Consider the following 24,683-nt stretch of genomic DNA (forward strand, 5'->3'; position numbering starts at 1 on the left):
AGTCAGCTCCGGCGACGGATGAGGAGCGTCGCCCCGGATCCGAGCAGCAGGAGGCCGAGCAGCCCCAGCCACCACGCCGGTCCACCGGTGTCCGGCAGCCAGGGGTTGTTCGGGGAGGTCGGCCCCTGTGGGGTCGGTCCGTCCGGCGTCGGTCCGTCCGGCGTCGGGCCGTCCGGCTTCGGCGGCGTCTCGTGGTCGGTGCTGCACCGCTTCACACAGCTGCCGCCGTCGCCGGGGGTGGCGACGTTGCCGATGGTCGCGGCATAGGCATCGGCGTCGATCTCGACGACGTAGCGCAGGTCAGCGGTGCCGCCGGGCCGCAGGGTCGGAACGGCCCAGGTCAGGGTCGTGCCGCGCAGGGTGCCTCCCTGACCGATGCGGATCACCTCGGCCTCGTCCAGTACGTCGGACAGGTCGTCGGTCACGACCGCGTTGCGCACGACCGCGTCCGAGATGTTCTCCACCTGCAATCGGTAGGTGATCCGGCTGCCGGGGTCGACGGTCGAACCGCTCGCCGGGTCGCTGGACTTGGTCAGCGTCCACTTCGGGGTGAAGTGGTGGGTGCTGTCACAGTCCTCCACGACGCGGGCCACCCGTCGGGCCACCGGCTCCCCCGGGACGCACGGCTCGGAGCCCGGGCTGGTGACGAGGTTCTCCAGCTCCACGCCGTAGGCGTCGTCGTCGACCCTCACCTGGTAGGTGAGGGTCTCATCGCCCGACAGTTCCGGGATGTCCCAGGTCAGCGTGGTGCCGCCGACCGACGCGGTGCCGGTCGAGGGGGTGATGCTGCCCTCGACCAGCGAGGCGTGGTTCAGGACGTTGCTCAGGTCGTCGGTGACGACCACGTCTGTCGGGTCCGTGCCCGCCAGCTTCGAGGCGGTCACTGTATAGGTGATCACCTCCCCCGGCTGCACGGTCGAGCCCGAGTCCGGGTCACTGGACTTGGTCACCGTCCACGAGCCCGGCTGGGCGGTGTTCGTGATGGTGCAGGTGGCATCGTCTCCCAGACCGATCGTGACCGAGTCCGTGCTGGACCCCTGCGCGCCGGTGCACACCCAGTCGGAGGCTTCGTACCCGGCCGGGCCGTCTTCGGACAGGTCGTAGGTGCCGACCTGGGCCACGCTGGTGGTGCCGGTGCCGACCGTGATCGTGGACGGCCCGTCGGCGGTCAGTTCCCACTCATCGGCGGTGTGGGTGGCGCCGGTGTCCCCGTTGTCGACCACCTTCACCAGCGTCAACCGGGCCTGCTGGGCGGTGTTGGTGATCGTGCAGGTGACATCGCCGCCGACCGGCACGGTCACGGTGGCGCCGGTGAGCGCGGCCTCGCCACAGACCCAACTGGAGGCGTCGTACCCGGCGGGCCCGGTCTCGGAGAGGTCGTAGTCGCCGGGCACGACGGCCGCACCGGTGACGGCGTCCTCGCCGGTGGCGCCGGTGACGCCCTCGGTCGGTCCGTCGGCGCTGAGCGTCCAGTCGGTGGCCGGGGTCGTCGCGCCGGTCTCCCCGTTGTCGACCACCTTGACCAGCGTCAGCTGAGCGGGCTGGGCGGTGTTGGTGATGGTGCAGGTGACGTCCCCGCCGCTCGGCACGGTGACTGTCGTGTCCGTGACGGTGCCGCCGTCGCAGTCCCAATCGGAGGCGGTGTAGCCGCCCGGCCCGGCCTCGGAGAGCTCGTAGTCACCCGCGTCGACCACCCGCGCGGTGACGGCGTCCTCGCCGGTGGTGCCGGTGACGCCCTCGGTCGGTCCGTCGGCGCTGAGCGTCCAGTCGGTGGGCTCGGCGGTGCCACCGTTGGCGTTGTCGACCACCTTGACCAGGGTCAGTTGGGCGGGCTGGTCGTCGTTGACGATGGTGCAGGTGACGTCCCCGCCGCTCGGCACGGTGACTGTCGTGTCCGTGACGGTGCCGCCGACACAGGACCAGTCGCCGGCGGTGTAGCCGCCGGGCCCCGCCTCGGACAGGTCGTAGTCGCCGGCGTCGACGGTCGCGCCCGTGACGGCGTCCGCACCGGTGGTGCCGCTGATCGGCGTGGGCCCGTCGGCACTCAGCGTCCAGTCGGTCTCCTCGGCGGTGCCGCCGTTGTCGTTGTTGATGTCCTTGACCAGGGTCAACTGGGCCGGGGCGTCGTCGTTGACGATGGTGCAGGTGACGTCGTCGCCCTGCGCCAGGGTGACGGTGCTGGCCTCCAGCGTGCCGCCGTCGCACTCCCAGTCGCCGGCGGTGTAGCCGTCCGGCCCGGCCTCGGAGAGGTCGTAGTCGCCGACCTGGACGGTCGCGCCGGTGACGGTGTCCTCCCCGGTGGCGCCGCTGATCGGCGTCGGGCCCTCGGCGCTCAGCGTCCAGTCGGTCTCATCGGCGGTGCCGCCATTGTCGTTGACGACCTCCTTGACCAGGGTCAGGAGCGGAGAGACCGCGGTGTTGGTGATCCGGCACACGACGTTGCCGCCGCTGGGCACGGTCACGGTGCCGGCGCCGGGGGCTCCCCCGGAGACGACGCCGCCCTCGCAGACCCACGTCCCGGCCTCGTAGCCGTCCGGACCGTCCTCGGCGAGGTCGTAGTCGCCGGCGAAGACCTCGACCTCATCGACGCCGCCGGGGGTCGTCGGGTCGCCGTTGCCGGAGACCGTGCCCTGGCCCTCGATCGCATCGGGCTCGGCGGTCAGGGTCCAGTCGGCCGGCACGTGCGTCGCGCCGCTCTCCCCGTTGTCGACCTCCTTGATCAGGGTCAGCTGGGCGGGCTGGTCGTCGTTGTTGATGGTGCAGGTGACGTCCCCGCCGTTGGGCACGGTGACGGTCTGCCCGGACATGGTGGCCTCGCCGCAGTCCCAGTCGCCGGCGGTGTAGCCGCCGGGCCCGGCCTCGGAGAGGTCGTAGTCGCCGGCGTCGACGGTCGCCCCGGTGACGGCGTCCGCACCGGTGGCACCGGTGATCGGCGTGGGACCGTCAGCGCTCAGCGTCCACTCGGTCGCGGCGGCGGTGCCGCCGTGGTCGTTGGTGACGGTCTTGACCAGGGTCAGCTCGGCGGCCTGGTCGTCGTTGTTGATCGTGCAGGTGACATCCTCGCCCAGGCCCACGGACACGGTCGCGCCGGACATCGTGGCCTCGCCGCAGTCCCAGTCGCCGGCGTCGTAGCCGCCGGGACCCGCCTCGGAGAGGTCGTAGCCACCGATCTCCACCTCGGCGTCGGTGACCTCCTCGGCACCCGTCGCGCCGGTGACGCCCGCGGTCGGCCCGTCGGCACTCAGCGTCCAGTCGGTCGCCGCCGCGGTGCCGCCGTCGTCGTTGGTGACGGTCTTGATCAGGGTCAGGTGCGACTGTTGCGCGGTGTTGGTGATGGTGCAGGTGACCTCGCCTCCGGTGGGCACGGTGACGGTGGCCCCGTCGACCACGGCAGTGCCGCAGTCCCAGTCGGAGGCGTCGTACCCGGTGGGCCCGGCCTCGGAGAGGTCGTAGGAGCCGGCGAGCACCTCGACGCCGGTGACGTCCGCGGAGTTGCCGGCGCCGGACACCGGGGTGGGTCCGTCGGCGGTCAGGGTCCAGTCCCCGGGAACATGGGTGGCGCCCGTCTCCCCGTTGTCGACCTCCTTGACCAGGGTCAGGTGGGCAGGGGTGTCGCGGTTGGTGAAGGTGCAGGTGCCGGATGCGAGGGCCGGGACCTGCACAGAGGTCGCATCCTGGGACGGGCTGCCGGCCACGGTGCACTCGAGGTCGACCAGTTCGTACCCGGACGGACCGGACTCGGTCAGCTCGTAGGTGACCCCGGGCCGGACGTTCACCGACGTACCCAGGAGGCCGCCGGTCACCGTCTGGGGCTCGACGCCCTCGGACCCGGGGCCGGTCGGTGTCGCGGTCAGCTGCCAGTCCGCCGGCACCGCGGTGCCGCCGAACTGGTTCTGTACGACCTTGCGCAGGGTGAGGGTGGCGGTCTCGTTGACCGCGGTGCAGTTGACCCAGGATCCCAGCGGGACGGTGACGCCGCCGTTGAGACCGTCGGAGAAGCCGGGGATCACGGTCGTGCCGTCGGACTCGACCTCCTGGCAGTTCCAGCTGCCGGTCGATCCAGGGATCAGGACGGCGTTCGGATCGACCTCCTGCACATAGTTGGGGTCGCCGCCGCTCTCGGCCAGCGGGTAGGTCACCTCCGGCGTCACCGCGACCCCGGTGGCCCCGGGGCTACCGGTGGCACCGTTGGGTCCGGCGAGCGCGCCACCGGGCGCGACCGCGTCGAGGATCCACTCGGTCGGGTCGGCGGTGCCGCCCTGGACCTCCTTGGTGAGCGTCAGCTTGGTCTCGCAGGTGATCGTGTTGGTGATGCCGTACCTGTTCGTGCCCGCGGCCAGGGTCTGCGTGCTCGGCAGGCCCTGGTCGACGGTGGCGCCGTTGGCGCTGGTGAGGCGGCTCGAGACCAGCGTGCACTGCGGCGGGTAGGTGAGGTCGCTCTCGTCGAGTGAGACCGTGTCGCCCTGATCGAAGCCGGTCCGCTCGATGCCCCAGGCCTGGGTGGTCGCATTGATCGTGCCGCCGGCGTGGAAGGTCGTCGGCTGGGCGCCCTCCGGGTAGCTCGTGCCGTTGATCGTCCAGGTCTTGTCGAGCACCACGGAGGCGACCGGATTGGGTGCGCGGTTGTAGACCGTGCAGCTGACCGGGTAGCCGCTGGCCGCGGTCACGGTGAACCCGAGGGCGCCGGAGTTGGTCACCGGCACCGCGGCACCGGTGTCGGTGCGGCTGCACACCGCGTTCGCGCCGCCCACCTGTTGCAGCGTGTGGCCCGGCTGCTGGGTCTCGGTGAACGTCGTCGCACCGGTGGTCTGCCCCGAGGCGAAGGTGAGCGGGAAGTTGACCGCGCCGGTCTGCTCCGCCGTCGTGCGAGTGGTCGGCGGATCGACCGTGACGTTGGCTGATCCGGTGCCGGCGAAGGCCCACCCACCGGCGGGCTGGGCGCCGGCGACGGACCCCGGTGGCGCGGTCGAGGGGACGACCTGCTTGACGACCGTGACCGAGCCCTGGCAACTGCCCAGCGCGAGCTGCCTCAGCTGCGCGGCGGCGGCGGAGTAGTCGGCGGTCTGGAAGTAGTCACTGTTCAGGGTGGGCCCCGAGATCGACCGCAGGTTGAGGCCGCTGCCGGGGTTGCCCACCCCGTCGCCGACCCCGAAGGCGATCAGCCTGGTGCCCTCGGCCTTGACCGCATTGGCGGAGAAGATGCCGTTCTCCACCTCGCGGAACCGGGTCCGGTTACCGGGACCCGTCACCGGGCTGTCGTACTGGGTCGGGTTGCCGTCGGTGATCACGATCGCGACGTCGTAGGACGCCGCGGAGCTGGCGATCTGATAGATCCCGCGGTCCCAATTGGTGCCGCCGAGGGCCGAGGTGGGCCGGGTGTAGCCGCTGATCCTGTTCGTCACGACGGCGGCGCCCGCGGTGGTCGAGACGGGCGAGAGTCCGAGGGCGTCACCGCTGCTCGCCGGTGCGTTGCTGGCGAAGGTCGAGACCGCGATCTGGGACGGGGTGCCGGTCAGGGCACTCACGAAGCCGTTGGCCGCCGCCTTCAGCTGGACCAACTGCTGGTCGGTGACGGAGTTGGAGAGGTCGAGCACCAGGCCCACGTCGATCCCGCACTGGGCGGGCAGGGTGGGGTTGTTCAGCGAGTTCTGCCAGATACCGCCGGACGCTTCGTTGTTCGTGTTACCCGTGGCCACCATGAACTCGTCGGTCGAGCTGTACACGTTGCCGGGACGCAGCTCGGTGCCGGTCTGGAACCGGTAGGGATCCGAGGCGACGGGGGAGCCTGTGCCGAGGTTCTGGTTGGCGTACCAGCCGCCGGCGGGCGCGATCTGGCGGACCCAGAAGCGGCGATCCCGGTTGGCGCCGCCCTGCTGGGTGTTGGGCACGATGATGCTGCAGTCGCCGTCGGCATCCGAGGTGCAGGTGTACGCCGGCGAACCACCGGTCGCGTTCGCGTAGAAGCCGAGCTGGACGCCGGCCAGCTCGCTCACGCCGCCGCCGACGGTGCGGTTGCCGCCGACCTTGACCGTGATCACCGCGCTGTTGCCGCCGGGCACGGGGACACTCTGGGGGGCGATCTCCGCCCGCGAAGGGGCCGTGGGGCTTGCCGACTCCGTGACCACCGCGGGCGGCTCCGGCGCGTCGATCTCGCCCGCCGCCGACTCGCTCGGGGCGACCGACTCACTCGGGGCGACCGACTCACTCGGGGCCGTCGACTCGCTCGGCTCGGGGGACGCCTCGACGCCACCCGGCTCGGCGGGCGCCTCCGACGCGGACCCGGTGGCCGCCACCTCCGGGGAGGCGGCCTCCGTCGCGGCCGAGGGCTCGGCACTCGGATCCGCTGAAAGCTCCGCGGCCATCGCCGGCGAGGCGAGCAGACCCGTCGTCACGATGCCTGCGATTCCCCAGGCGACGATCCTGCGTGCCGTCACGCCCTGTAGGCGCACGCGGCCGCGTCCCCGCTTGACCCTCACTGATCAACCCCGGCTCTCTGTCACGGGCCGCAGGTCGTCGACGCCGGGCCCAGGATGCTCGGGTGGAAGTATGACAGAAATTTCACCCTCGGAGCGTGGCACCAACCGGGATCCGCCTCGACGATCTGGACGTCGAATCGGACCTACGGCGTGAGGATCTCCATCGCCGGCGACCGCAGCGGGGTCCCGACGCGTCAGGGCACCGGTGCCCGCCCTCGGCAGCGCACCGGCGAGCCCGCGCGAGCGGTCGGCGCAGACCACGCACGGGTCACGGCGGCTGGTTGACGAAGCGGTACTTGATCCGCACCTGCGACATGTCGAAGACCAGGGTCGAGTTGCTCGGAGTCCACCGCTCCGGCACGAGGAACATCCGGTCACCGGACTGCACGAGCAACCGGAGCCCGTAGTACCGATAGCGGAAGGTCTGCCCCTCCGGGACCGTGCCCTGTGGCGGTAGCGACTCCTGCCGAGTGACCCCGTCCCGCAGATAGAGCGGCTCGGTGGTGTCGAGTACGACGGCGGGCAGGTCGTCGAGGTTCTCGGCGGTGTTCTCGGCCAGACCCCGGCCGGTCCATTGGGCCAGGGTCGCGGTGGCCCAGAACGTCGAGACCACCGCGACCAGTGTCACGAAGACCACGACACCGAGTGGGAGGCCGCGCTGGCGGCCGACGATCGCGACCAGCCCGGCCCCGAGGCTGATCACCAACGGCGTGACCAGCGGATACCAGATCCACGCGCCGATCCAGGCGTAGAGGAAGACCATCACCAGGCCGGCACCGCCGAGCACCGCGCCGCCCAGGCCCAGCCGACCGATGCTCCGCTGACCGACTCTCCCGGATCGGACTCCCGCCAGCAGCGCGGCGGTCGCCGCTCCGATCAGCAACAGGAGCAGGGCCGGCACCAGCAACGCCGGAGGGCTGCGCATCACATATTCGCGGGTGTCGAGCCCGAGAGTGTCGACGTCCACGCCGAAGTAGGAGAACTGGGCGCGGGAGGAGACGTAGCCGAAGTAGAAGAGCAGCGCGCTGATGAAGGTCGCCGGGGCGATGAAGCTCGTCGCGATGCCGTACCACCGGTCCCACCCCGTCGACGTACGCTCCCGGTCGCTCATCTCACGAGCTTTCACCCGTCGGATCCAGCGCCGGATCGGTGGACTCCTCCGGCTCGGGGGCCTCGCTCTCCTCCCCGGTCTCATCCTCCGGCTCCGGTGAGTCGGTCCACTCCGAGGTCTCCTCGGATTCGGACGGCTCGGGCAGCACCAGGGACGCGGTTCCGCCTGCCTCCGCCAGGCTCCTGACCTCCTCACAGATCTCCTGGAGTTCGCAGCTCACCTCCCCACTGGCGCTGATCGTCAGCTCCTCCTCGCCCGAGGGCGTCCCGTCCCAGCGGAACGCGACGGCGCAGTTCTGCTGCTCGGCCGAGAAGCTGTCGCCGCCCAGGCAAGGTGGCCCGTCGCACGACGCGTCCTCGACCTCGACCCCGCTGGGGAGGCCCAGCTCGCTGATCCGGACCACGACCCCGCCCGGCAGCTCCTCCCCGCTCCAGGCCAGATAGGCACACGTCGAGGTGTCCGGGGCGGTGATCTCCACGTCGCCACCGATCGGCAGCGTCGGCAGCTCGGCCGAGCCCTGGTCGTCGGCGGCCACCGGATCGTCCTCGCCCCCCGCCGCCGGATCCTCCTGCACGGAGTTCGTCTCCTCACCGGGCGTGTCCGGATCCTCCCCCGGGGCACACGCCGCCAGGACAGTGGCCGCCAGGCATGCGGCCGCCGCAATCCCAAGCCTCATCGCCGCCTCCTCGCCGCGGGTCTCGGACGAGGCCCCTGATGGAGAGAGTGCGAAACGACACCGCAGGTACGGCCGGTTCGCAGACAACCAGCGTACTGCTCAGGACACCCCGTGCGAGCAGCCCAAAGTTCCCCGTGCGATGGGGCGCACGGGCCGCCGGGCGTCGGCATCGACGGCGCTCACGCCGTCGCCTGCCAGGGAGCGAACGCGTTGCGCACCCCTCGCAGAGCGGGGGCGAGTTCCGGATAGTGCCGGAGCAGGACGGTCGACATCGTGGTGGTGTCCAGCCAGTCCATGCCCTCGGGGGTGTAGACCTCCGGCCGGAAGTCGATCGTGTAGAAGCGGTCGCTCTTGAGCCGCCGCGACGCCATCAGGAGGAAGATCCGGAAGGCGGTGTCGCTGAAGCCGAACCCGCGCGGCAACTTCTCGCCGAACATGCCCACGGTGAGGTCGACCTTCTCCAGGTCATCGTCGTAGATCGACCTCATCCGGGCCCGCGTCTCCTCGTCCACGCCGAAATCCTCGAACCCCCGAAGCGGGCGCATGTGCAGCTGCCGGCGGAACTCGGCGTACCTCGGGACGCCGCGCTCCCGGGAGCGCAGGACGTCCAGGGCAGCGAGGTCGATGTGCTCCCCGTCGGTGCGTGCCAGCCGGTGCATGAAACGCGGGCTGTTGTGCAGTGTCACGGCGCCGGGGTGGGCGATGCCCAGGGAGTAGAACGCGTTGGCGATGCCGATCCGGTCGATGGTCTCCCGCGAGCCGAGGCCGAACAGGCTCATGAACTCGAGTTCCTCCAGGGTGCTCCCCCGCGCGGCGTCGGCCATCACGAAGTCGTCCGGGAGGAGGGGGTGCATCCGGTAGACGCTCACGAAGTCCTCGGTGATGCTGTACGGCGCCGCGTGCTGCTCGGTCTCCGAGCCGGGAATCCCGAACAGGAAGTCGCCGGTGCCGAACCGGCCGAACCGCCGGTACACCCGCTCTCCGGCGATCCCCCACCAGTTTGCCCGCATCCCGAGCTGGAGGGTCGGATGGCCGAGGATCGCCGGGGTCCACTCCACGGTGTGGATCTTCGCGATCAGGGCCGCATTGATCAGTCGGGCCTTCCCGAAGAGCTGCTCGTCGTTCCATGACGGGTAGGTCCTGGCGAGCCTCGCGCAGATGGCGTTGTGCTCGCGCATGAACACGGTGTGCATCAGCTCGAGCCCCAGCCAGAAGCCGTCGGCACCACCGGAGCTGCTCAGCAGCGCCGGGTCGACGTCGACCAGGCCGTCGGCACCGATCCGGACGGTGCCGCCCGATCCGGTGCGGATGGCCTGCTGGAACTCACGCGTGCTGCCGTACAGCTGGGAGGCGTCCCACCAGTGCGTCTCGGTGTTCAGGAACGTCTCCGTGCTGCCGTCGGGCAGCAGCCTCGCCGTGTGGTCGGGCACGGTCCTCGGCATCCGGATCGGGTCCTCGGGCCAGTCGTCGCCGGAGGGTCGCGGGACCTCGAGGGCCCGGTCGAGCTCGGAGTGGCCGTGGCTGAACCAGTCGCGGGTCTCGAACTGCAACCAGGCTCCGGCGAGCACGTTCAGCGTGGTCGCCGGGATGAAGTCATGGCGCAGGAGGAGCTCGGTGGAGACGGTCCGCGGGTTGGGGTCCAGCAACCGGTCGCCGGTCTCGGGGCGGCCCGCCGCCACGGTGACGTTCCGGCCGAACCGGGTGCCGGCCATCCCCATCGTGGGCGACTCCAGGGAGGTCCAGGAACCGTCGACGGTGCGCACGTCCGTCACCGGCATCGGACCGGGGTCGGGGGTGGGGCCGAACCCGTCGTACAGGTTGTCCTCGCGCAGGGTCTCGCGGATTCCCAGTAACGCCAGCAGCCCGGGGTACGCCGGCAGGCGGTCCCACCCCCAACGGTGGTCGACCTTCTCCGCGACACGGGCGATCGTTCTCTGCAGAAGCGAGGGACGGTACATGTGATGACCCCCTGGTCCAATCCCGATGGTGGACCCGATCCGGAGCACCTGTAAAGACCCACTGGTCCGGTCTCCCCCGCACCTGCCGGTGACTCGTTGACGGCCACCGCCGGTGGTGGAAGCGTACGTAGGAGACCTCGGGGGGAGGTCGGGCGAAGGGGGTTTCGTGGACATCCATGGTGCTCGCGCCCTCGTCACCGGCACGTCGGGAGGTCTCGGCGCCGTGATCGCGCGCCGGCTCCACGCCGAGGGTGCCCGCGTGGTGCTGTCCGGACGCCGGGAGTCCGCCCTGGCCGCGCTCAGCGGCGAGCTCGGTGGCGCGCCGTACGTCGTCGCCGATCTCGCCCGGCACGGCGAGGTGGTCCGGCTCGCCGATGAAGCCGGTGAGGTCGACCTGCTGGTCGCGAACGCCGGGTTGCCGGCCAACGGCGACCTCGTCGACCTGTCCGTGGACGACGTGGTGCGCGACGTCGACATCAACGTGCGCGCCACCCTCGTGCTCGTCCGCCTGCTGCTGCCCGGCATGCTCGCCCGCGGCTCCGGCCATGTGGTCGTGATCGGGTCCCTGGCCGGCCTCGCCCCCACGCCGCGTTCCTCGGTCTACAACGCCGGCAAGTTCGCCCTGCGCGGCTTCGCCCACGCGCTGCGCGAGGAGATCCGCGGCAGCGGGGTCGGGGTGTCGCTGGTGAGCCCGACGTTCGTCTCCGGCGTGGGGATGTGGGCCGACACCGGCCAGCGGGCGGCCCATCCCGAGGTGTCACCGGAGCGGGTCGCCGAGACCTGCGTCCGCGCCGTGCGCCGGGATCGTGCCGAGATCCTGGTGGCCCCGCTGCTGCAGCGGTGGGGTGCCCGGGCCTCGACCCTCGCTCCCGGGCCGATGCAACTCCTGCTCCGCTCCTCCGTCGTCCCGCCCGAGGCGGTGGAGGCCCAGAAGTCGAAGAAGTGACCGTCCTCGAGAAAGCAGGCACCGAGATGACCGCAGGCCCGGTACAGAACTGGTTCGGCAGCATCACCTCCTCGCCCCGGCAGGTGGTGGAGGTGACCTCCGTGGAGGAGATCGTGGCCGTCCTGACCGACCCCCAGCGCTACCCCGCACCGGTCCGGGCGGTGGGCTCCAACCACTCCACGACCGCCTGCGGCGTCGCCGACGACGGCACTCTGGTCGTGACCCGCAAGATGGACCGCATCCTGGAGATCGGCGAGGACACCGTGACCGTGCAGGCCGGTGCGCTCTACATCGACGTCAACTACGAGCTCAGGAAGCAGGGGCTGCAGTTCTTCGTCAACGTCGAGCTGGGCAACCTCACCATCGGCAGCGCCTGCTGCGGAGGCACCAAGGACGCCTCGATGCCCGGGGAGTTCGGCCAGATCGCGTCGTACGCCGTCGGCGTCAAGATGGTGCTGCCCGACGGATCGCTCCTCGAGGTCGACGAGAGCGACCCCGACCTGCTCCAGGCGGTCCGGTCGAGCTACGGGCTCTTCGGGATCGTGTACGAGGCGACGTTCCGGGTGCGCAAGCTGGCCGCGATGAGCCTGCGCCACGAGAAGTTCACCTTCGAGGAGTTCGCCGCGCGGCTGCCCGAACTCCAGGCCCGCGGCGACTCGATGATGATGTACATCAACCCCTTCCGGGACACCATCACCATCGAGTTCCGGCGCTATCGCGAGGCCGCGTCCACCAGCCGGCTCAGCGAGTGGCAGTGGAAGCTGCGCAACTACGTCTGGAGCCACATGGCTCCGCTCTACGGCTACCAGGTGACCCGGCTGGTCCCCTGGCGCCGGTTGAACTCCGCACTGATCGACTTCTACAACGGCCTGATCGTGTTCGCCCTGACCCGCGTGATCAAGGGCCGCTCGACCCTGCCGCAGGCCCAGCAGATCCTCTATCCGCCGGTCTCTGACAACGCGCGCTACACCTTCAGCATCTGGGCCTTCCCCGAGGAGCGGTATCTGGAGGCGCTGCGCGCCTACTACGACCTCTCCCTGGAGCACTACCGCCGGACCGGCTACCGGATCAATCTGCTCAGCGTCGGCTACCGGATCCTGGAGGACCAGAGCTCGCTGTTCTCCTACAGTTACGACGGCACCGTGATCACCTTCGACCCGGTCTCCACCGGCAGCCACGGCTGGGACGTGTTCCTGCGTGAGTACAACACGCTGTGCAGCGACCTTGGCGGCACACCCTTGTTCAACCAGACCAACCTGCTGACCCGCAGTCAGGTCGTCGGCGCCTTCGGCGATCGGCTTGAGACCTTCGAGCGGTTCCGGGACCGCTTCGATCCCGACTGTCGACTGATGAACGGCTTCTTCCGCGAACTGCTCACCCCCGGGAGCCCGTCATGACCGTCGAGGAGACCCGCGCGGTCGCCCGCAGCTACTTCGATGAGCTGACCAACAAGCAGGACGTCGACTACGCCGATCGGCTGTTCACCCAGGACATCGCCTTCCACGATCCCGCCATCGTGCCGGACGGCGTCGCGCACGGAGTCAAGGAGGTCAAGGGCTTCTTCTCGGTGTTCTTCAAGGTCTTCCCCGACGTGCACTTCCACATCGACGACTTCCTCGCCGAGGACGACAAGGCCGCGATCCGCTTCACCTGGACCGGGACCCACCGCACCGAGTTCCTCGGGATCGAGCTCAAGGAACGCCGGGTCGCCGTCCCCGGCATCGACATCTTCCACATCCGGGACGGCCGGATCGCTGAGGTGCGGGTGGCCTTCGACCGCGGCCACCTGCTGCAGCAGCTCGGCGGCATCAACCACCCCTTCTGAGCGCCGGAGGTCCCGATGTCGCATCAGGTCGGCCTGACCTTCACCGCCGCGGTCGCGCCCGGTCGGGAAGAGTCCCTGCGCGCCATGCTGCGGCACCTGGACCTGGACCCCGCCCACAACGACGTCCTCCCCTTCGCGGAGCTCCCGGACGTGCACTTCGCCCGTTTCCTCGTCCTGCCGGAGGGGACCGCCGGGTTCGGGGCGACGACGCTGGTGCTCACCGTCGACGCCGACGGACCGGCGGGCCCGCGGGTGCGCGACCTCGCCGAGGAGGTCGGAGCCGGCATCGACGCCGTCTTCGGCCACTGCGCCGGTTACCCGGCCGACCCGACGTCGCGACAGCGGAGGTCGTGGCTCGCCGCCCACCAGGAGAACTCGGAGGTCTTCTACATCCACGCGGTCGGCAGGACGCTCACCCAGATCCTGGACGAGGCGCGGTTGAGATCGGCGGTGGTGGGCTTCGTGGACGCCGAGCACGCCCGTCTCGCGGCCCTCGACGACCGGGGCGTCCGCGACGCGATCCGGGCCTTCGTCTCCGAGACACCGGGTCTGGCCCCGGCACTGGAGCCACCGGCCGCGCCCGGGCTGCTCTTCCGTGTCCGCGAGAAGAGCCACAAGCTCGCCGTACCGGCCCTGCTCGTGGTCGGGCTCCCGATCGTGGTGCCGGCTCTGCTGCTGTGGGCGGTGGCCTTCCGCGTCCGCGAACTCCGTGAACCGGTCCCCCTCCAGGTCCTCGACCCGGACCGGCTGCGCGCGCTGAGCGACCGGGAGGACTTCGAGGTGATGAACCAGTTCACCAGCATCGCCCCCATCCGTCCCGGCCCCCTGCTGCGGATCACCTCCCAGCTCACCTTGTGGATCGGCAACTACACCGCCCGACATGTGTTCACCCGCGGCAGCCTGTCGGGGCTGACCACCGTGCACTTCGCCCGCTTCAAGCGGTTCGGGCCGCGGAGGCACCTGCTCTTCACCAGCTACTACGACGGCAGCCTGGAGAGCTACAACAACGACTTCGTCGACCAGGTGGCCTGGGTGCTCAACGTCGTCTTCGGCCAGCAGGAGGGCTACCCGCGGACCCGGTGGATGGTGCTCGACGGTGCGCGCGACGAGCGCGGGTTCAAGGCCTTCATCCGCGGTCACCAGATCGAGACCCAGGTCTGGTACACCGCCTATCCCGATCTCGCCGCGGTGACCCTTGACCAGAACGCCCGCCTGCGCGCCGGCCTCGGGGACGACCTCGACGGGGAGGAGCTACGAGCATGGCTCGAGCTGATCTGAGGCAATTGCTGAGGTGGCCTCGCCGACCGTCCGCGCGGATCGACGTCGACGACGTCCAGGCCCTGGTCATGCAGGGGTACGGCAGGCTCCGCGGGGCGGCGTACCTGCTCCTCGAGGTGACCGACCCGATCCCCGCGCGCTCCTGGCTGGCAGCGCTGGTCGGGGAGGTCACCCTGGGCGAGCGCCGGCCGGTGGGCACCGCCACCAACGTCGCGTTCACGGCCACCGGGCTCGGCCGCCTCGGCGTCACCGACGACGTGCTCGCCGGGTTCGCACCGGAGTACGTCGAGGGCATGACCAGCGCCCACCGCACCCGACTGCTGGGCGACGCCGGTGCCGCCGCGCCCTCCGCCTGGGCGTGGGGCGGCCCGCAGGGACCCTCGGTGGACGTGCTCGTCCTGCTCTATGCCACCACCGCCGAGGAGCTCACCGGGCACGTGCAGGAGCAGCGGTCCAGGGCCACGGCGAGCGGGCTGCGCGAGGTGGCCCTCCTGGACACCGAGGACATCGGTCTGGGCGAGCACTTCGGCTTCCGCGACGGCATCTCCCAGCCGGTCCTGGCGGGCACGGGCCGGCCGAGCGGGGATCTGCACGTGGTCGCCCCGGGTGAGTTCCTGCTCGGCTATCCCAACCAGCACGGGCAGGCGCCGAGCAGCCCGACGGTCGCGGCGGACGACGACACTGCCCGGCTCCTACCCCCGGCGAAGGACGACCGGGACCGCCGCGATCTGGGCCGCAACGGCACCTACCTGGTGATGCGCACGCTGAGCCAGGACGTCGGCGCCTTCTGGAGGTACGCCGATGCCCAGACCAGGAGAGCGGACGGATCCAGCGACCCGGCCGCCCGCACCTCACTCGCCGCCAGGATGGTCGGCCGGTGGCCCAGCGGCGCTCCGCTGACCCTGAGCCCCGACCGGGACCGCCCCGAGCTCGCCGAGCAGAACGACTTCGGCTACCACGAGCACGACGCCGAGGGCTTCGCCTGCCCGATCGGCGCGCACGTACGTCGTACCCATCCCCGGGATTCGCTGCCTCCGCGGCCGGGGTCGGACACCTCGGTGGAGGTCGGCAAGGGCCACCGGCTGCTCCGCCGAGGCCGTCCCTACGGACCGCCGGTCGACCTGGGGGACGCGCTGACCGCGGAGGAAGCCGGCGACGTCAGGGGCCTGCACTTCATCGCGCTGTGCACCGACATCGCCCGCCAGTTCGAGTTCATCTCGCACACCTGGGTGCAGAACCCGCACTTCGCCGGCCTCTACGACGACTCCGACCCACTGCTCGGCGGACACACCGGTGAGGGGTCCGGGTTCACCGTCCAGCAGCGGCCGGTTCGCCGGCGGTACGTCGAGACGCCCGCGGTCGTCACGACCCGCGGTGGCGCCTACTTCTTCCTCCCCGGCGCCCGCGCGCTGCGCTACCTCAGCGGCGGCTGACCAACCCCGACCCGCTCAACGCGGAGCCCACCGCCGCGCCGCGACCGCGAGCGCGGTGTTGACCGCCGAGATCGCCACCGTCATCACCCCGACCCGGCGCGGCACCTCCCCGCGCAGTGCCCCGACCAGCGCAGCCGCGGTGTCGGCGCCGTGGATGACCACCGCCTCCGTGCGGGCCCGTTGGCCCTGCTCGCCGGTGAGCGCGAGCAGGTCGACGCCCAGCACGATCGTGCGTACGCCGAACATCCGGAACGCGTAGTAGGGCGAGGTCGCGTCCGGATCGGCGGAGGTGCGCCGTACCAGGAATCCCGGCGCCAGCAGGCCGAGACATCCGTTGATCAGCCGGACCGCCGCCAGTGCGCGCACGGCACCGGTCCCCAGAGTTGCTCGATCCATCCGCCACCTCCAGGTCATCGTCTCCAGACAGCGACCATCGTAGGGATCCCGGACGAGGCCCCGCCAGAACTTCGCGCGAGCAACCTGCGAGGGACACTCGATCGTTCCGGCCATGGCCTTCCCCGCGTCGGCTGCGGCGGGGATGCTTGGGGGCATGACACGACGCGTCGTGGTCGGACTCATCGACAGTTCACAGCTAGCGGCTGTTCGGTCAGATCTACGGGCATTGGGGCTTACGACCGTCGAGGGTCCGCGTCCGGAGCTTCCTGATGTCCTCGTGGTCACCCCGCAGTCCGAGGATGCGGCCGAGCAGGTGGCCGAGGAGGTCCAGCGGCTCGAGGGGGTCAGTTACGCGGAGGTGGAGTCCATCTCCGAGGGCTTCATCGAGTAGGCCGCTGTGCTATTCGGACCGGGTTCTCGGCGGGAGGTGTCGAGGGAGGGTGACCGGTGGCACGAGGTCTGGCTGGTCGCTGCGGAGGAGGGTGAGGACGATCCCCGCCCGACCGACGAAGAGCCCGGGGGGTTGCGGGTCCGGGATGGTTGCTGCCGGCTGCGTCCCCGGTGGGGTGGGGAGTCCGCAGGGCCAGTGGTCGAGCGCCGCACGGGTCTCCACCAGCAGGTCGGCGGATTTTCGCGCCGCACGGAGGTGATCCTCACCGGTGGACAGGGCTGCCGCTGACGTGAGGAGCTCGACGGCTCCTGCCAGACCGTGACACAGGCTGCAGTCCTCGCCGACACCGTGGCGCAGCGCGGCCCGCGCCGCCATCACCCGCTTGCGGGCGGCCTCGATCGCTGCGGCGACCTCCGCGACCATCAGGCGCGAGCCGAGGACCTCGCCATCCCATCTCGGTTCGGCGAGCAGGGCTAGCCGAGACAGTCCGATCCCCACGGCCCCGTGGCACCACGCGGTGGGGTACGGCAGGGTGGACGGCTCGGTGTCTGCGCCGTTCGCGAGGTCGGCGGTGGGGCGCAGGTCTGGCCAGCCGGGCAGATGGGGCTCGAACCAGGACCGCTCGTACTCCAGGGCCTGGGATGCCACTTCGACCGTATCCGGATCCCGCGTGGTTCCTCGACCGGCCACCAGGGCCAGGGCCGCGCCGGAGGTGCCGTGCGCGAGTCCCAGGAGTCCGGTCCGCGCAGTGCGGGCGGGCCAGTGCACCCCCCAGGGACGGTGCTCAGCCGTCTCGGCGATCCGTCTCGCGGTGAGTTCCACGACGCGGACGACGGCGGTGTCCGAGGGAAGGACGGCCCGGAGCGCGAGAGCCACACCGGACGTGCCGGTGAGGAAGTCCGGGTCCGCCCCGGCCAGGACTTCCCGCTGGAACGCGGTCGCGGTGCTCCGGGCCAGCGCGGCTGCCTGGTTGCCGAGGTCGTCCAGGTCGAGCAGCCGCGCCGTCCACGCTACGGCGTAGGCGATCCCGGCGGCTCCCGAGGCGTAGTCGAACCGCCCGCCGTCGAGCATGACCTGGCCGGCTCGAAGCGCGTCTGTGGCGGCTGCCGCGGCGACGGCTCGCGTTGCCGGAGTGGCGCCACATCGTGCGGCCGCGGCCAACGCCAGCGCGATTCCCGCGGTTCCGGAGTAGAGACCTTCGGGTGCGACCGTGTCCGCGATCCGCCAGGTCGTCCCCTCTTCGATCACGTCGGGCCCCACCCACGCCGGTGGCCCCCCGGTGGCCGACCACGGTTCACTCGTGCCGCGACCGAGAGCCTCGCCGGCGATCTCTGCGGCGAGAGCCAGTGCCGCGTCACGACGTCGGCTCATGGCACCGGCTCACGCCAGGGTCGGGTGGGATCGATACCGGCGGCGGCGAGCGACTCGGTGAGTGCACGGACCGCGTCCTGGCCGGTGAGCCCCTCGGTGGCGACGGCCCTGACTCCGGTGGTCAATGCCCGGCATCGGCTGGTTCCGAAGCTGATGTCAGGACCGGGGTCCTCGGCGTAGCCGACCCCTGAGGCGATGGGCATGGTCAGCGGCGGGGCGCTCGACTGCAGACTGTCGGTGCCCAGCCCGGACGTCAGGTCGGTGACGGCTGCGCAGGCCGTCTGGCTGTCCTCCCGCGGTGTGTACAGCACGATCGCATCGGGACGGCGGTAGCCGCGTGGGTCCGTCGACGCCTTGATCGACCAGCGGAGGTCGGAAGCAAGGAGCCGAGTCGTGAGCTCGTGGACGACGGCAGGCGCGGAATCGGCGTACGGATGGAGATAGAAGCGGCCCAACGGCCCTTCGGGCTCACCCTGCGGCGAGCGGGTGGCCCACCACCGGGTGGCGTCATCGGTGGTATCGACCCGCATCGTGACCGCGACCTGCTCCCCCGGCGCGACCGGAACTCCGGGCCGGGAGACGCTGACGTACTCCGTGTGGTGCACCACGCGGCGCTCCTCGCCGCGCCCGACCAGACATTCGCCGTGCTCGCCCCGAGTCAGCACGACCCAGCCGGGCCCGAAGAGCCGCGTGCCTGCATGGGCGGCGCGCAGGTAGCCGACCAGTCGTCCGCCCAGCAAAGCCTCCTCAGTCGGGTCGGGGGGTGCGCCGGCAGCGGGCGCGCCACCGAGGTACCACTGGACGTAGAGGGCGTCGCAGACCTCGTCGTCACCGACACCGGCCCCGGCTGCGCCCGGTACGACGTTCTCGCCGATCCGGAGGCCGCCCCCCTCGACCCGGACGAGTGAGAGCAGGCCAGTCAGGTCGGCGAGCACCGTCGACGGGATCATCGCGCCCACGTGTCCAGCTCGTGACCGACCGCTGCCAGGCTCCGCACGAGGTCACACGCGTGCTGGAGCAAGGAGCGGGCCGTCTCCTCGGCCCCGGCTTCGGCGCACTCCAGGGCGAGATGGACCACCCGGGCTGCCCAGAAGGCGGGAACGCGGGGGATCACCTCGGCCCGCTGTCGCTCCGGGTAGTCGCGCAGCAACGCCTGCTGGTGTTCGGTGGTGGATCGTCGGGTGACCGTGGACAGCGAGCTGAGTTGTGCCAAGGCGGCGGCGACGTCCCACGCCGGGTCCCCCCAGCCGGACATCTCCCAGTCGATCAGGCGGAGCCTCACCTCCCCGTGCGGATCCTCGACCAGGCAGTTGTCCCACTTCACATCGGCGTGCACGAGGCACGAGGGTGCCCACGCCGCGCGCGCCGCCGTGAGATGGGGGCCGAGGAGGGGATCGCGGCCGATGCTCACGGCGAGGGACACGGCGTGGCGGAGTTCGAGGTCCTTCTCCTCGGAGACCGGAAGGTCGAGCACGCCCGCTGCGCCGGGGAACGGGATGACGGCATCCGAGGTGGCGGCGTGCAGCTCCCCGAGCGTGCGTCCCAGGGCCCGGCACACCTGCGGAGGTGGTGCGGTGCCGTCCATCAGGCTGCTGGCCACCGCTTCATGAGGTGCTGCCTGGGTCACGATGACGCCACGGCTCTCGTCGATCAGCAGAGCGGGCGGGAGTACGGCAGCGAGACCGGGCTGCCAGGACGCGAGTCGGTACACGAACGCCTCATGCGCCAGCGAGCGACCTGCGGCGGTGGTGCCGGTCATCTTGACGACCACGGCTCCCCCGTCGGTCTCCACGCGCCGCACCTGATGCGATTGCCCCACGTCGAGGACGCGGGCGGACCGCGCCCCGGCCAGGCCGGCCGCGGCCGCAACCGCGCGCGGATCCGGGCCTGCCTGGCGAGGGTCGGGGCTCGCCCCCGTGGTCGCTACCGCCCTCAGCCGTTCTCGTCGTAGTCCACGCCGTAGGGGTCATCGGCGCTGGCGCCCGCCGCCCCTGGCCGGTCCGGAAAGTCCGGAAAGTCCGGAAAGTCCGGACCATCGCACGCCCGCGTGCTGGCGCAGCCGGCGAGTGTGGAGGGGCACACCGACGAGACCGAGGGGCACCGGACCGATTCGGACGGGCAGAGGACGACCGTGCTGGGACACCGGACGGCCTCCGACGGGCACACCAACCCCACCGAGGGACAGAGCACGGCCTCCGAGGGACACCGCACGCTGCTGGAGGAACAGATGATGGTCACCGATGGACAGCGGATCGACTCCGACGGACACCGGAGGAACCTCGACGCGCACGAGATCGTGATCGACGGGCACCTGATCCCCTCCGAGGGACAGGTGAGCCGCAGTGACCGGAGCACGGGAGGACACGCCAGATCCACCGCGGCCTTGGCATCGACAAGGCCCACTCCGTACCGGTCGTTGGGCACCGGGTCGGCGGCGACGTCGCGTAGGGCCCGGGCAGAGCTGCGGATCATCTGGGTCAGCTGTGCCGACGTGAGGTTCGCGTTGCACGAGAGCATGAGCGCCGCGATGCCCGCCACGTGCGGGGAGGCCATCGACGTGCCGTTCTTGCTGCCGAAGGTGTTGTCCCAGTCGGTGCTCAGGATGTCCACACCGGGCGCGGACACGTCGACGTGTGGCCCCATCGAGGAGAACGCGGCACGCCGATCGTTGATGTCCACCGCCGCGACCGAGAGCACATCGGGCAGGGCGGCCGGGAACTGCGGGACCGCGTCACCGGTGTTGCCCATCGCCGCGACCACCAGGCAGCCTCGACTGACCGCATAGGCCACTGCGTCTGCCGTCACCGTGTCATTGGTCGGGCCCCCCAGACTGAGGTTGATGATCTGCGCACCGTGGTCGGCCGCCCAGCGGATACCGGCCGCGATGTCGACGGAGGTGCCGAATCCGGAGATCCGGTTGTCGGACAGACGCCGTGCCCGGTTCAGCACCTTGACCGGCATCACCCGGCAACCCCACGTCACCCCCGCCACGCCCGTGCCGTTGTTCGAGGCGCAGGCGATCGTTCCGGCGACGTGCGTGCCGTGTCCGACCTCGTCCTGCGGGACGTTGTCACGCCCGTTGAAGTCGCCCTCCCACACCCAGCCGGGGATCGGCGGTCCCGGATTCGGGCCAAGATCCACCAGGTCCTGGCCAGCCGCCAGCAGGCCGGACAGCTCCGGGTGGTCCAGGTCGACCCCGCTGTCGACGACGGCGACCGTCACGTTCGCCGACCCCGTCGTTCTGTCCCACGCCTCCGGGCAGCGGATCTTGGTCAGGCCCCACTGCTGGGCGAAGCTCGGATCGTTCGGCGTCACGAACGCCTCACGCAGGTACACCGGCTCGGCGAAGGTCACCTCGTCCAGCTTGTTGAGCCGGTCCACGGCAGTACTGACCTTGGCCCGACCCGCATAGCGGATCCGGAAGGTCCCCCCGATCGCCTCGTCGATCTCATCGGCCAGTACGCCCATCGGCGCCGGCGACGCAGGACCGTGCACACGGCGAATATCGACCACGTTCAGCCCGGACAAGACACCGTCCAGACCACTCACGCCCATCTCAGTCACCGCGAAGGTGCCCCGGCTGGGCCCGCTGGTCATGCTCACTTCCAAGCCACTGCTGACGCCGCCGGTGACGCCGAAAACGACCTCACCCGGGACTTCGACAGGCTCACTACCCAAAAGACTGAAGTCCGCCATCACTAGGCCTCCTGTGCCAGAGATGGTCTACAAACTCATCGACTCAGAACCTCACCCACGCGCTCCTGCGATGGGGGACGTCGAACGCACCGCAACATCAAGACTTTACGGCTGCCCACGCAGCCTTGTAAACGGCTCCGAGCACGGCCCGACCCCGCCGGCGTGGGGTGTCCGATCCAGCGTCCGGCTCCGTTGCGGAGGCGGGGTGACCCAGCTAGCGTGAATAGGCTGCGCGAACGACGCGGCAGCCCGTGGACCCGGGGGGGGACCCATGCCATTGAAGTCGTACGGGGTCCTGCGCGGCCGCGCGGTCGCCAAAGTGCGTGAGGGCGGCACCGACAGCCCGCACTACCAGGTGCACATGGTCGCGGACGGCACCGATCATCGGATCGCGGTCAACGTGCTCTCGCAGCTCGCTCCTTCGGAGCTGCTCTACCTCGCGGTCGAGGACTTTCGACACCCGCTCCTCGACGCGCTCCCCGACGTCGACGGCTGGACGCCGCTCCCGTCGGGGCCGGGCGGCGCGAGCCTCGACTTCGTGCGGGGCAACATGTTCGCCCCGACCGACATGCGCGAACTGCCGCCGGACCTCACCGGACCCGACAACGACCTCTCCGACCGTCTAGACCACTTCGTGGAGCGGGCGATCGGTGATCCGGAGGCGCTGCTGTATGCGTTCGGGGAACGATGGGGCCCCGAGCGGGGTAAGCGCGACAAGGTCTTCGGATTCGAGCCCGGCAACGGCGTGCACGACATCCACATGAACCAGGGCAACTCCGGGCGATTCGCCGGCGACAACGGCGTGTGGCAGGACGGCGGCCTGCTGATCCACTTCACGCGATCCTCCTCCTGGGTCGCGATCTTCCTGGCCTTCCAGAGCCAGGCCTGGCACACCGACGACGTCACCGGACACCCGATCACCGACCCGGGCCGACAGATCGAGGGCGACGGGCGGGTCCGGATCGTCGGCGCGCTCGTCAACCCGGTCGGGCCGGCCCCGGAGGCCGAGATCGTCACCCTGCTGAACACCACACCCGCGGCCATCGACCTGACCGGCTGGACATTCCTCGACCGGCGGCAGAATCGGTGCCCCACGCCGACCGGGAGCCTCGCGGCCGGTGCCACCATCGCCTGCACGCTGACGCCCCCGGTGGCGCTGGGCAACAGCGGGGGCACGCTCACGCTCCTGGATCCCGGCGAATTGAAGGTCGACGGTATCGCCTACACCGGCGCGGACATCCGCGGCGAGGGATGGACCGTCGTCTTCTGATCTCTCGAGCTGTCCTCCCCTACGCGTCGTTCCGGTCAGCTGCCGCCATGGGTTCTCGGGGAGCCGCTGACGCCGGATGTCAGCGGCATGTCAGTCAGACGCATGTGCGGTGGCAGTGGCTTGCCAGCGCCCGCTGGTGGACTGGTCGAGCCACCGGATCCGCCGGAGGCGCAAGCGTTCCGAAAGGGGGAAGCACCATGTCGCACAAGGACCTTGCCCGGCTCTCCGCCGAGATCCTGGAACTGGAGTCCGAGACCTTCGAGGTCTCCGACTACACCGAGACCAACGACCTGTACCTGGCCTCGTCGAGCACCTGTTCAAGCACCACGAGCACGACGAGCTGCTCGGCCTGACTCGCTGGTCCGGGCGCCCAGCGATGCCTGGCACCCATCTCACGTCGAAAGGAGGAGGACCATGGAGCGCAAGCTCAACTCTCTCGCCCGCGAGATGTCAGAACTGGAGTCGGAGACCTTTGAGATCGCCGACTACACCGACGCCGACGACCTGTTCGTCAGCGCGTGCAGCACCAGCAGCACGTCGAGCACGACCTCGAGCACCTGCGCCTGAGCGCGACCCGAGCGCCGGCGTACTCCACCCAGTGGAGTACGCCGGCGCTTCGGTTCGCCGAGGTCAGGCCGTGGTGAGCTGGGTGAGCGCTGCCGCCGTGAGTGCCTCGATCCCGGTGGAGAGTGCCGGCCCGGGTGCGGGGGCGAACCGAGGCGAGTGGTTGGGTGGCGCCTGGGCGAGCCGTTCTGCCGTGGAGCCGGACAGCGCCTGCCACTGCGTGCGGCCGATGCTGCCGAGCATCCAGTAGCACAGCGCGACGTCGGACTCAGCGAATCTGCCCACGTCCTCGGCCGCCAGCGACGGCCACGCCGTGGTGACCCGCGGCCGGCCGAAGTGATCGCGGTGGGCGGAGGCGACGGTTGCGGTGAGATCCTCGTCCGGGACGAGCACCGGGGAACGTGACTCCACGCAGATCTCCGGTGGCCGTTGGCAGCCGGATGCGGCGGCCTCGGCCATGACGATGCGGCGTACCGCCGCCTCGGTGCGAGCCAGGCTGGCGACGCTCAGCGCGCGGAGCGTCACCTCCAGTTCGGCCTGGTCGGCTATCAGGTTCGGCGCCGTGCCAGCACTGATCCGGCCCACCGAGACGACGATGAGTTCGCCGGGAGAGCTCTCCCGGGCCACGACGGTCTGCAGCCGCATCACGATCGCGGCCGCGGCGACCACGGCATCGACGCCGTGCTGCGGCGCGGCAACGTGGCTGCCCGTGCCGTGCACGACCACGCGCAGGGTGAGGCTGCCGGCAAGCATCGGCCCCGACGTGTGCGCGACCATCCCGGCCGGCATCGGGATCAGATGCTGGGCGAGCACGGCCGAGGGCGTGCCGAACCGATCGCGGAACCCATCGTCGAGCATCGCCTGGGCACCGATGAGTGTCTCCTCGGCCGGTTGGCCGACCACCATCAGCGTGCCTCGCCAGTCGTCACGGACGCCGGCGAGCAGCCGGGTGGCGCCGGCGAGCGCCGCAGTGTGCAGGTCGTGGCCGCAGGCATGCATCACTGCGGTGGGGCTCGCATAGGGCAGTCCGGTCTGCTCGGCGACCGGCAGAGCGTCGAGTTCCGCGCGCAGCATCACCGTCGGCCCGGGTCCGTTGCGCAGCAGACCGACCACGCCGTGGCCACCGACGCCGCACGCGACCTCCAGGCCGTCCTCACGCAACCAACCTGCCAGCCGCGCGGCGGTGCGCTCCTCGGCGCCGGAGAGCTCGGGGTGGCGGTGCAGGTCCATGTAGAGCGCCACGGTCGGCACGAGGACGGTGTCGGCGGCGGGGATCGACGTCATGGGCACTC

The 24,683-nt window shown here is 70.7% G+C and carries 19 protein-coding genes; 9 read left to right on the top strand and 10 right to left on the bottom strand.

Annotation, left to right across the window (positions count from 1 at the left end; translation table 11 throughout):
• Positions 1–2 precede the first annotated feature (2 nt).
• From G515_RS22815 to G515_RS0116790, 4 genes are all read right to left on the bottom strand, one after another.
• Entirely contained in the window at positions 3–6,434 is a 6,432-nt protein-coding gene (locus G515_RS22815) for a DUF7927 domain-containing protein (RefSeq protein ID WP_157571160.1), read from the bottom strand.
• Positions 6,435–6,744: 310 nt separating this feature from the next.
• A complete protein-coding gene (locus tag G515_RS0116780) occupies positions 6,745–7,587 on the bottom strand; it encodes a hypothetical protein (protein ID WP_028661077.1) in 843 nt (280 codons plus the stop codon).
• Between the two features lies 1 nt (position 7,588).
• Positions 7,589–8,263, bottom strand: a complete 675-nt coding sequence (locus G515_RS0116785) for a hypothetical protein (RefSeq protein ID WP_157571161.1) — start codon at positions 8,261–8,263, stop codon at positions 7,589–7,591.
• A 179-nt stretch (positions 8,264–8,442) separates the two neighbouring features.
• A complete protein-coding gene (locus G515_RS0116790) occupies positions 8,443–10,221 on the bottom strand; it encodes a peroxidase family protein (RefSeq protein ID WP_051218506.1) in 1,779 nt (592 codons plus the stop codon).
• 166 nt (positions 10,222–10,387) lie between these two features.
• On the opposite strand from G515_RS0116790, the gene G515_RS0116795 reads away from it, so the two are divergent.
• Genes G515_RS0116795 through G515_RS0116815 form a run of 5 tightly spaced genes read left to right on the top strand, consistent with a single transcriptional unit; the run spans position 10,388 to position 15,703 of the window.
• Complete coding sequence (locus tag G515_RS0116795; protein ID WP_028661080.1) at positions 10,388–11,167, top strand: SDR family NAD(P)-dependent oxidoreductase; 780 nt, start codon at positions 10,388–10,390, stop codon at positions 11,165–11,167.
• A 26-nt stretch (positions 11,168–11,193) separates the two neighbouring features.
• On the top strand, positions 11,194–12,564 hold the full coding sequence (locus tag G515_RS0116800; RefSeq protein ID WP_028661081.1) for an FAD-binding oxidoreductase: 1,371 nt from the start codon (positions 11,194–11,196) through the stop codon (positions 12,562–12,564).
• Positions 12,561–12,992, top strand: coding sequence for an ester cyclase (locus G515_RS0116805; RefSeq protein WP_028661082.1), 432 nt, complete (start codon positions 12,561–12,563; stop codon positions 12,990–12,992). The genes G515_RS0116800 and G515_RS0116805 overlap by 4 nt, the downstream gene beginning before the upstream one ends.
• A 15-nt stretch (positions 12,993–13,007) precedes the next feature.
• Entirely contained in the window at positions 13,008–14,270 is a 1,263-nt protein-coding gene (locus G515_RS0116810; RefSeq protein WP_028661083.1) for a hypothetical protein, read from the top strand.
• Positions 14,252–15,703 carry a Dyp-type peroxidase gene (locus G515_RS0116815; RefSeq protein WP_051218507.1) on the top strand — a complete coding sequence of 484 codons (1,452 nt, stop codon included), beginning with the start codon at positions 14,252–14,254 and terminating at the stop codon, positions 15,701–15,703. Before G515_RS0116810 ends, G515_RS0116815 begins: the two co-directional genes overlap by 19 nt.
• Before the next feature lie 15 nt (positions 15,704–15,718).
• On the opposite strand, the gene G515_RS0116820 is transcribed toward G515_RS0116815, so the two are convergent.
• Positions 15,719–16,099, bottom strand: coding sequence for a hypothetical protein (locus G515_RS0116820; protein WP_028661085.1), 381 nt, complete (start codon positions 16,097–16,099; stop codon positions 15,719–15,721).
• Positions 16,100–16,253: 154 nt separating this feature from the next.
• Here G515_RS0116820 and G515_RS24025 point away from each other — a divergent pair, with 154 nt between their 5' ends.
• Entirely contained in the window at positions 16,254–16,490 is a 237-nt protein-coding gene (locus tag G515_RS24025) for a S8 family serine peptidase (protein ID WP_425411235.1), read from the top strand.
• A 9-nt stretch (positions 16,491–16,499) separates the two neighbouring features.
• Here G515_RS24025 and G515_RS0116830 read toward each other — a convergent pair whose 3' ends face one another.
• From G515_RS0116830 to G515_RS22820, 4 genes are all read right to left on the bottom strand, one after another.
• Positions 16,500–17,861, bottom strand: a complete 1,362-nt coding sequence (locus G515_RS0116830; protein WP_028661086.1) for a lanthionine synthetase LanC family protein — start codon at positions 17,859–17,861, stop codon at positions 16,500–16,502.
• Positions 17,858–18,811, bottom strand: coding sequence for a T3SS effector HopA1 family protein (locus tag G515_RS0116835; RefSeq protein ID WP_157571164.1), 954 nt, complete (start codon positions 18,809–18,811; stop codon positions 17,858–17,860). Before G515_RS0116835 ends, G515_RS0116830 begins: the two co-directional genes overlap by 4 nt.
• Positions 18,808–19,680, bottom strand: a complete 873-nt coding sequence (locus G515_RS0116840; RefSeq protein WP_169570671.1) for a phosphotransferase family protein — start codon at positions 19,678–19,680, stop codon at positions 18,808–18,810. The genes G515_RS0116835 and G515_RS0116840 overlap by 4 nt, the downstream gene beginning before the upstream one ends.
• A 113-nt stretch (positions 19,681–19,793) precedes the next feature.
• Positions 19,794–21,458, bottom strand: coding sequence for a S8 family serine peptidase (locus tag G515_RS22820; protein WP_051218509.1), 1,665 nt, complete (start codon positions 21,456–21,458; stop codon positions 19,794–19,796).
• 370 nt (positions 21,459–21,828) lie between these two features.
• Between G515_RS22820 and G515_RS0116850 the strand changes: the two genes are divergently transcribed.
• The 3 genes from G515_RS0116850 (at position 21,829) to G515_RS23375 (ending at position 23,394) form a co-directional block, all read left to right on the top strand.
• Entirely contained in the window at positions 21,829–22,827 is a 999-nt protein-coding gene (locus G515_RS0116850) for a DUF2278 family protein (protein ID WP_028661089.1), read from the top strand.
• Between the two features lie 197 nt (positions 22,828–23,024).
• On the top strand, positions 23,025–23,180 hold the full coding sequence (locus G515_RS0116855) for a hypothetical protein (RefSeq protein ID WP_028661090.1): 156 nt from the start codon (positions 23,025–23,027) through the stop codon (positions 23,178–23,180).
• Between the two features lie 61 nt (positions 23,181–23,241).
• Entirely contained in the window at positions 23,242–23,394 is a 153-nt protein-coding gene (locus G515_RS23375; RefSeq protein ID WP_157571166.1) for a thiazolylpeptide-type bacteriocin, read from the top strand.
• A gap of 63 nt (positions 23,395–23,457) precedes the next feature.
• Here the strand turns inward: G515_RS23375 and G515_RS0116865 are convergent, their stop codons facing one another.
• Complete coding sequence (locus G515_RS0116865) at positions 23,458–24,675, bottom strand: amidohydrolase (protein ID WP_028661091.1); 1,218 nt, start codon at positions 24,673–24,675, stop codon at positions 23,458–23,460.
• Positions 24,676–24,683 lie beyond the last annotated feature (8 nt).

It is taken from the genome of Nocardioides insulae DSM 17944 (assembly GCF_000422825.1).
Lineage (GTDB): Bacteria > Actinomycetota > Actinomycetes > Propionibacteriales > Nocardioidaceae > Nocardioides > Nocardioides insulae.

Excerpts from the sequence above, each read along its gene's own strand:
- G515_RS0116850 (WP_028661089.1), top strand. The coding sequence starts at position 21,829 with ATGCCATTGAAGTCGTACGGGGTCCTGCGCGGCCGCGCGGTCGCCAAA.
- G515_RS0116780 (WP_028661077.1), bottom strand. The coding sequence starts at position 7,587 with ATGAGCGACCGGGAGCGTACGTCGACGGGGTGGGACCGGTGGTACGGC.
- G515_RS0116810 (WP_028661083.1), top strand. The coding sequence starts at position 13,008 with ATGTCGCATCAGGTCGGCCTGACCTTCACCGCCGCGGTCGCGCCCGGT.
- G515_RS22820 (WP_051218509.1), bottom strand. The coding sequence starts at position 21,458 with ATGACCAGCGGGCCCAGCCGGGGCACCTTCGCGGTGACTGAGATGGGC.
- G515_RS0116830 (WP_028661086.1), bottom strand. The coding sequence starts at position 17,861 with ATGAGCCGACGTCGTGACGCGGCACTGGCTCTCGCCGCAGAGATCGCC.
- G515_RS0116835 (WP_157571164.1), bottom strand. The coding sequence starts at position 18,811 with ATGATCCCGTCGACGGTGCTCGCCGACCTGACTGGCCTGCTCTCACTC.
- G515_RS24025 (WP_425411235.1), top strand. The coding sequence starts at position 16,254 with ATGACACGACGCGTCGTGGTCGGACTCATCGACAGTTCACAGCTAGCG.
- G515_RS0116805 (WP_028661082.1), top strand. The coding sequence starts at position 12,561 with ATGACCGTCGAGGAGACCCGCGCGGTCGCCCGCAGCTACTTCGATGAG.
- G515_RS0116820 (WP_028661085.1), bottom strand. The coding sequence starts at position 16,099 with ATGGATCGAGCAACTCTGGGGACCGGTGCCGTGCGCGCACTGGCGGCG.
- G515_RS0116815 (WP_051218507.1), top strand. The coding sequence starts at position 14,252 with ATGGCTCGAGCTGATCTGAGGCAATTGCTGAGGTGGCCTCGCCGACCG.
- G515_RS0116790 (WP_051218506.1), bottom strand. The coding sequence starts at position 10,221 with ATGTACCGTCCCTCGCTTCTGCAGAGAACGATCGCCCGTGTCGCGGAG.
- G515_RS0116855 (WP_028661090.1), top strand. The coding sequence starts at position 23,025 with ATGTCGCACAAGGACCTTGCCCGGCTCTCCGCCGAGATCCTGGAACTG.
- G515_RS0116865 (WP_028661091.1), bottom strand. The coding sequence starts at position 24,675 with ATGACGTCGATCCCCGCCGCCGACACCGTCCTCGTGCCGACCGTGGCG.
- G515_RS0116785 (WP_157571161.1), bottom strand. The coding sequence starts at position 8,263 with ATGAGGCTTGGGATTGCGGCGGCCGCATGCCTGGCGGCCACTGTCCTG.
- G515_RS23375 (WP_157571166.1), top strand. The coding sequence starts at position 23,242 with ATGGAGCGCAAGCTCAACTCTCTCGCCCGCGAGATGTCAGAACTGGAG.
- G515_RS0116800 (WP_028661081.1), top strand. The coding sequence starts at position 11,194 with ATGACCGCAGGCCCGGTACAGAACTGGTTCGGCAGCATCACCTCCTCG.